This is a genomic window from Acidiphilium rubrum (assembly GCF_900156265.1).
In the GTDB taxonomy this organism is placed as follows: Bacteria; Pseudomonadota; Alphaproteobacteria; order Acetobacterales; family Acetobacteraceae; genus Acidiphilium; species Acidiphilium rubrum.
Genome location: NZ_FTNE01000016.1, coordinates 79,741 through 89,894 on the forward strand (window position 1 = coordinate 79,741; position 10,154 = coordinate 89,894).

The window sequence follows — 10,154 nt, forward strand, 5'->3', positions numbered from 1 at the left end:
TGCCATGGCCGATACCAGCAGCAGCGATACCGTCGATTTCGGGTTTTCCACCGTCGAGCGCAGTGCGAAAAGCCAGCGCGTGCGTGATGTGTTCAACAGTGTCGCGCGGCGATACGACGTGATGAATGATTTGATGTCGCTGGGGGTGCATCGGCTTTGGAAGCGTGATTTCGTCACGCTGATGGACCCGCGGCCGAACCGCATGTTGCTCGACCTGGCGGGCGGCACGGGCGACATTTCGTTTCAGTGGCGGCGGCGCGGGGGCGGGCCGGTTTTGTTGACCGACATCAATGAGCAGATGCTCGGTGTGGGGCGCGAGCGCGCGGAGCAGCGCGGCCTGATCGGCGGGATTTCATTTGCGGTGACCGATGCCGAGGCGCTGCCGGTGGCGGATGGCACGGTGGACCGGGTTTCGATGGCGTTTGGCTTGCGCAACTGCACCAACAAGGATCGGGTGCTGAGCGAGGCGCTGCGGGTGCTCAAGCCGGGCGGGCGGTTTTTCTGCCTCGAATTTTCGAAGTTGCAGGTGGCGGTCGCAGCGCCGTTGTATGAGCGGTGGTCGTTCGCGGCGCTGCCGGCGATCGGCGCGCGGGTTGCCGGGGACCGGGAGTCTTATCAATATCTGGCCGAGAGCATCAGGATGTTTCCCGATCAGGAGACGCTGGCGGGGATGATGCGGGCGGCGGGATTTGCGCGGGTGACCTACCGGAATCTGACGGGCGGGATTGCCGCGATCCATGCGGGATGGCGGATTTGAGTGCAGGCGGCGCAGGGGCGGGCAAGCGGGTTCTGCTGATCGTCAGTGGCGGGATCGCTGCCTATAAATCGCTCGAACTGATCCGCTTGCTGCGCAAGGCCGCAATCGGCGTGCGCGTGGTGCTGACGCGGGGTGGGGCGGAATTCGTCACGGCGCTGTCGTTGCAGGCGCTTTGTGAGGATCGGGTGTTTACTGATCTGTTCTCGCTGACCGATGAGAGCGAGATGGGGCATATTCAACTCTCGCGCAGTGCGGATTTACTGGTGGTGGTGCCGGCTTCGGCGGATATTCTGGCGCGGATGGCGGCCGGGATTGCCGATGATCTGGCAACGACGGTGCTGCTCGCGACGGACAAGCCGGTGCTCGTAGCACCGGCGATGAACGTGCGGATGTGGCAGCACGCGGCGACCACCGCTAACATCGCGACATTGACGGCGCGCGGCATCGCGGTGATCGGGCCGGATGATGGGGCGATGGCCTGCGGTGAATTCGGGCCGGGGCGGCTGGCTGAACCCGAGGCGATTTTCGCGGCGATTGCAGCACGCCTTGCCGGATCGGGCGCACTGGCGGGGCGGCATGCGATTGTGACCAGCGGGCCGACGCATGAGGCGATCGATCCGGTGCGGTATATTGCCAATCGCAGTTCCGGCAGGCAGGGCCATGCGATTGCGCAAGCGCTGGCGGCCGCGGGGGCGCGCGTGACGCTGGTGACCGGGCCGGTTTCAGTGGCCGATCCATCTGGCGTGTCATGCGTGCATGTCGAATCGGCGCGCGCGATGCACGCGGCGGTGGAGGCAGCACTGCCGGCCGATATTGCCGTGTTCTGTGCGGCGGTGGCGGATTGGCATGTTGTGACATCGGAACATAAAATCAAGAAATCCGGTATCCTGCCGCAGTTTTCGTTAGTCGAGAATCCGGATATTCTGAGTGACATTGCGCACCGCACCGAGGGGCGGCCGACGTTGGTCATCGGCTTTGCGGCCGAGACGGAGCATCTGCTCGACAATGCGACGGCGAAGCTTGCGCGCAAAGGGTGTGACTGGATCATCGCCAATGATGTCGGGGCGGGTTCGGACGTGATGGGCGGCGAGGCCAACGAGGTTGTGCTGGTCGACAAAAATGGGGCAGAACACTGGGCGCGGGCTTCCAAGACCGCAATCGCGGATCGGCTCGTCTCCCGGATGATCGAGGTTTTTTCATGAGTGTTGTTGTTTCGGTCAAGCGCCTGCCCCATGGCGCCAATCTGCCGTTGCCTGACTACGCCACGTCCGGCGCGGCCGGGATCGATCTGTTGGCGGCGAATGCAGAGCCGATGGTGATTGCCCCCCTCGCCCGCGCGCTGGTGCCGACCGGGCTGGCGATCGCCTTGCCGCCTGATTTTGAATTGCAGATCCGCCCGCGTTCGGGGCTGGCGCTCAAGCAGGGTATCATGATCGCGAACAGCCCGGGCACGATCGATGCGGATTATCGGGGCGAGATCCAGATCATTATTTTCAATGCGGGGAATGCCGCCTTCACCGTGACGCGCGGTATGCGGATTGCCCAGGCGGTGCTGGCGCCGGTGAGCCGGATTGCCTGGCGCGAAACCGACGATCTGGATCGGACCGAGCGCGATGCACAAGGTTTTGGCAGTACCGGCACGAATATTTTGACAGGAGGTTGATCATGGCACGGGATAAATCCGACGCATTCAAGCGACTCGCCGAAAACCGCACCAACGAGGCGTTGGATGCGATTCGCAAAATCGGTAATTTGTCGAACCGCAACAATTACAGTTTTTCACCCGAGCAGATCACCCGGATTTTCACCGCGATCCGCGCCGCACTCGACACCGCCGAACGGCGGTTCGGTGAGAGCGAAGAGGCCGCCGAGGATCGGTTTACGCTGTGATCTAATCCTGCCCCTTGGTGCCGCGCGCAATCAGGGGGAAGAACACGCCGTAGGGCAGGCTTCGCAGAATCCGCAGCGGCCGGGCCAATCCTTCGGGAAATGCGATCAAGAATGTGTTGGCGTCGAGCCCTTTGATGATGGTGTTCGCGGCGGCATCCGCCTCCATCAGGAACGGCATCGGGAAGGTGTTTTTCGCGGTCAGCGGCGACTTCACGAAGCCGGGGCAGATGGCGGATATGGCGACGCCGCGCTTGTCCAGATCGAATTTGAGGGATTCGGCCAGCGCGATCAGCCCGGCCTTGGTCGCGGAATAGGAGCCGGAGCCTGGCAGACCGGCGAGACCGGCGAGCGAGGCGACCAGGCCGATCTGGCCGGCGTTGCGCGCGATCATGCGCGGCATGATCGCCTCGAGGCAGATGGCGGTGCCGGTCAGATTGAGGTCGACCTGGCGGCGGAAGCGCGCGGCGCTGAAGGTTTCGGCGGTATCGCGCTCGTAGGTGCCGGCATTCAGGATGGCGCGGGCGATTTTCTGCCCGGCCTCGATTGCGGCGACGGCTGCGTTGATTGCATCGGCATCGGTGATATCGGCCGGTTGCACGATGACCCGACCGGGAAACCGTGCCGCCAGGGCCTGCAACGGCTCTGTGCGCCGGGCGGTGACCGCGACGGTCCAGCCGCGCGCGAGATGCGCTTCGGCCAAAGCGAGGCCGATGCCGCTGGATGCGCCGGTGATCCACACGATGCCGTCGGCGGGTTTCGGGATTTTCAAAGTTTCACACCTTCTGAAAGAGCCTTGCGTAGATGCGCCGCGCGCGCCTGCAAGGCAATGCGTTTCGTCTCAGCCATGCCGCGCCAGCTGCGCACCGGCATCGCCATGCGGGGGTTGTTGGCGAAGCGGTCCTGGTGGCGGGCGATGAAATCCCAATACAGCGCGTTGAACGGGCAGGCGCGGGCGCCGGTTGCGTCCTTCACATCGTAGCTGCATTTCGCACAGTAGTTGCTCATCCGGTTGATATAGGCGCCCGATGCGGCATAGGGTTTCGAGCCGACGATGCCGCCATCGGCGTGCAGCGCCATGCCGCGGGTGTTGGGCATTTCGACCCATTCATAGGCATCGGCGTAGACCGCGAGATACCATCGATCGACCGCATCGGGGTGGATGCCGGCGAGCAGGGCAAAATTGCCGGTGATCATCAGGCGCTGGATGTGATGGGCGTAGGCGTGGCGCAGGGTCTGGCCGATGGTATCGGCCATGCAGCGCATCGCGGTGTCGCCGGTCCAGTAGAATTCTGGCAGATCCAACGTGGCGTCGAGCGCGTTTTTCGTTGCGTAGTCGGGCATATACAGCCAGTAGACGCCGCGCACGAACTCCCGCCAGCCGAGGATCTGGCGGATGAAGCCCTCCACCGCGTTCAGCGGCGCGCGGCCGGCGGCATATTCGGCCTCGGCCCTGCGGCACAGATCGAGCGGATCGAGCAGGCCGAGATTGAGCGGTGCGGAAACCAGGGCGTGAAACATGTAGGGTGTGCCTGCGGCCATCGCGTCCTGCCAGTCGCCGAATTGGGGCAGGCGGTGGGACAGGAAATCGGCAAACCCGGCCTCGGCATCCTGGGCGGTGACCGGGTAATCGAACCGGTCCAGCGTACCGTAATGGCCCGCGAAGCGCGCCGCGACCAGATCGATCACGGCGGTGGTTTCGGCGCTGGGGGCAAAGCGGAGCGGGGTTGGGATTTCGATGGTTTCAGGCAGGGATTTGCGGTTTTCGCTGTCGAAATTCCAGCGGCCGCCGACCGGTTCTTCGCCCTCCATCAGGATGCGATGTTTGCGGCGCATCACGCGGTAGAAGAACTCCATGCGCAGCTGCTTGCGATCTTCGGCCCATTGGGCGAATTCATCGGCGGTTGCGAGGAATCTGGTATCCTCGCGGATTTCGCAGGGAATTCCGGTTTCGGTGGACCAGTTGCGCATCGCCTCGCGCACGCGGTACTCGCCGGGTTCGGTCGCGATGATGCGGGTCGGGTGCAGGGCGTGGACGGCGCGGGCAACCTCGTCTGACAAGGTGCCGGTGTTGTCCGGATCATCGAGCGGAATGTAGCGCACCATGATGCCGCGGGCGGTCAGGGCCTGGGCGAAATGGCGCATCGCGGCCAGGATCATGGCGATTTTCTGGGGGTGGTGCGGCACATAGGTGCATTCGCCCAGCACCTCGGCCATCAAGACGACATCGCTCTGCGGATCGATGTCCGCGAGGCTGGCGACGCCGCGCGACAACTGATCGCCCAGGATGACCCGCAAGGCGGCGGTGCGGCTTGGGGGCATGGCGCGATCAGCCAAGGACGGGCTTGTAGGTGATATGGCCCTTATGGTCGAACGCAAGGCCGGACCAGATGTTTTTCTGATCGTAATAGACCGAAAGCCGGATCGGGCCGGTGAGTTTATATTGCTGGGCCGTAACGGTTCCGCCAGGCAGCGCGGGCAGTTTGAACCAGCCGATTTTCGCGATGGTCGGGGTATCGGTATGGCCGGTCTGCATGTTGATCATCGGGCCGTTCAGCATTGCCTTGTTCCAGTAGGTGAGCGGCAGCGCGTTGGCGGCGGCGACGTAACGCGGCGTGCGATTGCCCTGGATGACGACGCCGCTGGTCTGGCGTTCGACGAACAATTGATGCGGGGTGCCGTTGTCATCGATGGCGCTGGTGGCCGAGACGAATTGTTCATCGCGCCAATGCTCGACGATATGTGCGGTGTAGCGAAACAGCGGGATCGCCAGCAATCCCACCTTCAATTCGACGTGATTATCGACCGTGAGCATATCGCCGGCATCGATGAAGCGCAGGTGTTGCTCGCCCACCTTGCTGCCGTTGCGGAACACATCGAACGAGAGCCGGTTGCCCCGCGGCAACGGAATCGCCACGGCGGCAGCCATGGCGATGAAACTGCGGCGATCGATCGATGGTGGCATGCGATTCGTCCTTTCCGTCAGGGTTTGGTGCGCAGGATGCCGCGCCCGCCATCGACGCCGATGATTTGGCCGGTGATCCAGCCGGCATCGGCCGACAGCAGGAACGCGGCGAGGGCGGCGCTGTCCTCGGCTTCGCCAAGGCGGGGAATCGGGTGCTGTGCCGCGATGGCTTTCGCCATCGCCTCGTTGCCCGTCAGCCCGGCGGCCATTTTGGTGCGCGACAGGCTGGGCGCGATGCAATTGACCCGCACCGGTGCGAGTTCGGCGGCCAGCGCGATCGCCAGGCCTTCGACCGCCGCCTTGGCGCTGCCGATGACGGTGTGGTTGGGAAATCCGGCACGCGCCGCGACCGAGGAAAACAGCACGACAGCGCCGCCGGTGGCACGCAGACCCACCTCGGCCGCCGCGACCGCGCGGGCCGCACCGATGACGTTGAGCGCGTAGGTATCGGCGAAATCGGCCACGGTCGCGCGTTTCAGCGGCTTCATCACGATCGAACCGACGCAATAGGCGAGACCCGCGATGCGGGGACCCGCCGCAGCGATCGCGGCGGTGAGGCCAGCATCATCGGTGACATCGGCCATTGCGTGGCGCGCACCGAGCTCGGTTGCGAGCGCCGCAAGCGCCGCGCCATCGCGCCCGATGAGATGCAGATCGGCGCCGCGCGCCGCCAGCGTGCGCGCGAGCGCGGCACCGACGCCGCCGGTGGCGCCGAGAATAACGATTGGATCAGACATGCATACCTCCGCCGATATAAATGGGGTGGCCGCTCTTTATCGCGAGGTCACACAGGCTCATAAACATGACTACGGTAAAATTCGCGAAAGAGCTTCATGCACCAGCTGATTCTGATGCGCCACGCCAAGGCCGAACGTGGCCGCGACGATGAACCCGATCATATGCGGGCCCTGAGCCCTGCCGGTCGCGATGCCGCGCTGCGGATGCGCGGCCTCGCGCGCAGCCTGGGGCTGGAACCGGATGTGGTGCTGGTGTCCTCGGCACGGCGCACGCGCGAGACGCTGGATTGCGTCGCGTTCTGGGACGATCAGCCGAATATCGAAACGCTCGACGCGCTCTATATGGCGCCACCGGCCCGCCTGCTCGAAATTCTGCAAGGGCTGCGCGAGACGGTGCGCAGCGTGATGATCATCGGCCATAATCCCGGCTTGCACGATCTGGCGCTGGACCTTGCGGCGGGCGCGCCGGGCGCAAGGGCCGCGCCCTCGGCCGCGCACATCGCGTTGAACGAGGGATTTCCGACCGCGCGGCTGGCGGATTTCCTGGTGCTGACGCCCTGGCGCGACCTGCGGGCGGCGGGCGTGCGATTGCAGCGGGTGATCGATCCGCCCACCACGCGATGATTTATGCTGCATGCGCGAAGGTTGCGCGATGATGCGGGTTCGATTTACACTCGCTTAAGTTTTAGCCGGTATCGTTTGATCAAATGCGCGATGGGACACAACGCACCGTCCCGATCGCCCCAAGGGACCATGCCAATGAGCGCCAGCGCCAAACCGAGCCAAGCCACCATCACCATCGAAGGCAGCAACACGACGGCGGTGCTGCCGCTGCTGTCCGGCACATTGGGGCCGCAGGTCGCCGATATCCGCAAGCTGCAAGCCCAGGCCGGAATCTTCACCTTCGATCCCGGCTATGGCGAGACGGCTTCGTGCGAAAGCAAGATCACCTATATCGATGGCGATGAGGGCGTGCTGCTCTATCGGGGCTATCCGATTGCGCAACTCGCTGAAAAATCGACGTTTCTGGAAGTCGCCTACCTGCTGATGTATGGCGACCTGCCGAACGCGGCGCAGTTCGAGGAGTTCAACCACGGCGTGACCATGCACACCATGCTGCATGAGCAGATCCGCCGGTTCTGGGAAGGCTTCCGGCGTGATGCGCACCCGATGGCGGTGCTCTGCGGCGTGGTCGGCGCAATGTCGGCGTTCTATCCCGACAGTGTGAACATCAACGATGCGCGCGAGCGCGAGATCAGCGCGTTCCGGCTGATCGCGAAAATTCCGACCATCACGGCCTGGGCGTATAAATATTCGATCGGTCAGCCGTTCATGTATCCGCGCAACGATTTGTCGTACGCGGAGAATTTTTTATACATGATGAACGCGGTGCCGGCCGAATCGTACCGCAAAAACCCCATCCTCGAACGGGCGATGGACCGGATCTTGATCCTGCACGCCGATCATGAACAAAACGCCTCGACCTCGACCGTGCGCCTCGCCGGATCGACCGGCGCCAACCCGTTCGCCTGCATCGCCGCCGGCATTGCAGCGCTGTGGGGCCCCGCTCACGGTGGTGCCAACGAAGCCGTGCTAAAAATGCTCGGTGAAATCGGTGATAAAAAGAACATCCCCGCATTCATCGCCGAAGTGAAAGACAAGAGCAGCCATACCAAACTGATGGGTTTCGGCCACCGGGTGTATAAAAACTTCGACCCGCGCGCGAAAATCATGCAGCAGACCTGCTACGAAGTGCTCGGCGAACTCGGCATCAAGAACGATCCTCTGCTCGACCTCGCCATGGAACTCGAGAAAATCGCGCTCGATGACGATTATTTCGTCAGCCGCAAACTCTACCCGAACGTCGATTTCTACTCAGGTATCATCCTGAAAGCGATGGGCTTTCCAACCACCATGTTCACCCCGCTGTTCGCCCTCGCCCGCACCACCGGTTGGATCAGCCAATGGATGGAAATGATCGAAGATCCCCAGCAACGCATCGGCCGCCCACGCCAGCTTTATACCGGCGCCCCACAACGCGACTACGTCGCCATCGCCGCGCGAGCGTAGCCGCGCGGCACCCTGGTGCCGACCGGTTGGGTGCCGCTCGGAGCGAGTAAGGCGGGGGGCTTTGCCCCCTCGACCCCCACTAAGGGCGGAGCCCTTAGAACCCGCTAGTTTTAGGCAAGGGGAGGGCGCTGCCTCGGTGGTTCCGTCGATCTGGCCTGGACAGCCCTCCCCTTGCCTAAAACTAATGGATTTTAAAGGCTCCGCCTTTAACGGGGTCCAGGGGCAGAGCCCCTGGCCTTGCTTTCTCCCAGCATCACCCCACCCATCGCCATCAGGGCGCGACGTCGCCTGTGCGCCGCTGGCGGGTTGTTTTGGCCCATTTCCGTCGTTGGGCGGCTTCGGCGCGTTTATCGCCGCGGCGTGCGAGGTGGGCCATTTCGCGATCGAGTTTGGCGTAATCGGTCAGGCGGTGGGCTTCGAGCGTGCCGTCGGCGATGGCGGCCTGAACGGCGCAGCCGGGTTCGGCTTCGTGCCGGCAATCGGAGAACCGGCAGTGTGTGGCGATTGTCGTGATGTCGGCGAAGGCGTCGTCGAGCCCTTCGGTCTGCCATTGGGTGATCGCGCGGATGCCGGGGGTATCGAGGATGAGACCGCCGCCATCGAGGGCGAACAGGTCGCGGCTGGTGGTGGTGTGGCGGCCGCGGCCGTTTTCATCGGTGATGGAGGTGGCCTGGCGGTCGGTGCCGAGCAGGCGGTTGACCAAGCTGGATTTGCCGACGCCGGAGGAGCCGACCAGCAGGGCGGTTTCGCCGGGACGGATCAGGGCGCGCAGGGCGGCGATGCCTTCGCCGGTCGCGTTGGAGACCAGGTGGACGGCGACGCCGGGGGCTTCGATGGCGAGTTGGTCGATCATCGGTGGGGCGAGTCCGAGGTCGATTTTGGTCAGCACGATCATCGGGACGGCGCCGGAGCCATAGGCGGCGCCGAGCAGGCGTTCGAGGCGGCGGGTCGAGAAATCGGCATCGGCGCCGGTCACGATGAAGACGTAATCGATATTGGCGGCGATGATCTGTTCGCCTTTGGCGACGTCGTGACGGGTCAGATCGCCGACCGCGCGGGCGAATTTGGTGCGGCGGGGCAACACGGCATCGATGGTCGCGCCACCGCCTTCGAGGCGGGCGACGACGAAATCGCCGACCACGGGCAGGCCGAGGTCGGTGTCGCGATGGCGCATCCGCCCTGCACATTGGGCGCGGATGGTGCCGCCGGCGTAGGCGAGTTCATAATGGCCGCGGTGATGCGCGATGATGCGGCCGGCGATGTGGGTGGGTTCGGCGATGTCAGCGAAGGATTGAGCGAGGGTTTCGCTCCATCCGAGATGGTCGAGATCGGTCATTTCGATCAGGCTCCGTGAGGATAGCGGCAGGCGGGCCTGAGGGTCCGGTCGGTGCTCGTCAGGCGCGGGGGCGGGCGACGCGCAGAGCGTCGGGGCGGTTCACAATGACTGTCATGCTGCCCTCCTGTTGCCTGGGTTGGTACTCGTTTCAGATGGACCGTTTGGCGGCGGATGTCGAGGATAAAGGTCTGTCGGCGGCACTTCTTTTCTGCACGACCACAGCAGCCCGTCCTTATACCAACCGCCCTAACGCGTAACCTGTGCCCAATCTCTAGTCCCGATTGAGGTAATTTTTGCAGGATCGCTGACGAGGAAGTTCCAAGCGTTTTTGGCTGCATTGCGCATGTCCTGATAGCTGTTCCAGACGAGACTGCTCAGCTTGTTTCGTAACCATCCGGTCTG

General features: G+C 63.7%; 11 protein-coding genes. 6 read left to right on the forward strand and 5 right to left on the reverse strand.

Annotated elements, in window-relative coordinates; translation table 11 throughout:
• Positions 1 to 4 precede the first annotated feature (4 nt).
• From BW994_RS12675 to BW994_RS12690, 4 genes are read left to right on the forward strand one after another with little or no spacing between them, the layout of a single operon-like run.
• Positions 5 to 757: a class I SAM-dependent methyltransferase gene (locus tag BW994_RS12675; RefSeq protein WP_029314067.1), complete on the forward strand. Its 753-nt coding sequence runs from the start codon at positions 5 to 7 to the stop codon at positions 755 to 757.
• On the forward strand, positions 745 to 1,959 hold the full coding sequence (gene coaBC, locus BW994_RS12680) for a bifunctional phosphopantothenoylcysteine decarboxylase/phosphopantothenate--cysteine ligase CoaBC (RefSeq protein ID WP_029314068.1): 1,215 nt from the start codon (positions 745 to 747) through the stop codon (positions 1,957 to 1,959). The genes BW994_RS12675 and coaBC overlap by 13 nt, the downstream gene beginning before the upstream one ends.
• Complete coding sequence (gene dut / locus BW994_RS12685) at positions 1,956 to 2,420, forward strand: dUTP diphosphatase (protein WP_029314069.1); 465 nt, start codon at positions 1,956 to 1,958, stop codon at positions 2,418 to 2,420. The genes coaBC and dut overlap by 4 nt, the downstream gene beginning before the upstream one ends.
• A 2-nt stretch (positions 2,421 to 2,422) precedes the next feature.
• Positions 2,423 to 2,647, forward strand: a complete 225-nt coding sequence (locus BW994_RS12690; RefSeq protein WP_035231627.1) for a hypothetical protein — start codon at positions 2,423 to 2,425, stop codon at positions 2,645 to 2,647.
• 1 nt (position 2,648) lies between these two features.
• On the opposite strand, the gene BW994_RS12695 is transcribed toward BW994_RS12690, so the two are convergent.
• Genes BW994_RS12695 through BW994_RS12710 form a run of 4 tightly spaced genes read right to left on the reverse strand, consistent with a single transcriptional unit; the run spans position 2,649 to position 6,346 of the window.
• Positions 2,649 to 3,416 (reverse strand): SDR family NAD(P)-dependent oxidoreductase, encoded by a 768-nt coding sequence (locus BW994_RS12695; RefSeq protein WP_029314072.1) that lies wholly within the window; start codon positions 3,414 to 3,416, stop codon positions 2,649 to 2,651.
• Complete coding sequence (locus BW994_RS12700) at positions 3,413 to 4,966, reverse strand: cryptochrome/photolyase family protein (RefSeq protein WP_029314073.1); 1,554 nt, start codon at positions 4,964 to 4,966, stop codon at positions 3,413 to 3,415. The genes BW994_RS12695 and BW994_RS12700 overlap by 4 nt, the downstream gene beginning before the upstream one ends.
• Before the next feature lie 7 nt (positions 4,967 to 4,973).
• Complete coding sequence (locus BW994_RS12705) at positions 4,974 to 5,609, reverse strand: DUF6134 family protein (protein WP_029314074.1); 636 nt, start codon at positions 5,607 to 5,609, stop codon at positions 4,974 to 4,976.
• 17 nt (positions 5,610 to 5,626) lie between these two features.
• Positions 5,627 to 6,346 carry an SDR family NAD(P)-dependent oxidoreductase gene (locus tag BW994_RS12710; protein ID WP_029314076.1) on the reverse strand — a complete coding sequence of 240 codons (720 nt, stop codon included), beginning with the start codon at positions 6,344 to 6,346 and terminating at the stop codon, positions 5,627 to 5,629.
• Between the two features lie 96 nt (positions 6,347 to 6,442).
• On the opposite strand from BW994_RS12710, the gene BW994_RS12715 reads away from it, so the two are divergent.
• Both BW994_RS12715 and gltA read left to right on the forward strand, forming a co-directional pair.
• A complete protein-coding gene (locus BW994_RS12715; protein WP_029314078.1) occupies positions 6,443 to 6,970 on the forward strand; it encodes a SixA phosphatase family protein in 528 nt (175 codons plus the stop codon).
• Between the two features lie 135 nt (positions 6,971 to 7,105).
• Positions 7,106 to 8,416 (forward strand): citrate synthase, encoded by a 1,311-nt coding sequence (gene gltA / locus BW994_RS12720; RefSeq protein ID WP_029314079.1) that lies wholly within the window; start codon positions 7,106 to 7,108, stop codon positions 8,414 to 8,416.
• Positions 8,417 to 8,687: 271 nt separating this feature from the next.
• On the opposite strand, the gene rsgA is transcribed toward gltA, so the two are convergent.
• A complete protein-coding gene (gene rsgA / locus BW994_RS12725) occupies positions 8,688 to 9,752 on the reverse strand; it encodes a ribosome small subunit-dependent GTPase A (protein WP_029314474.1) in 1,065 nt (354 codons plus the stop codon).
• Between the last annotated feature and the right edge of the window lie 402 nt (positions 9,753 to 10,154).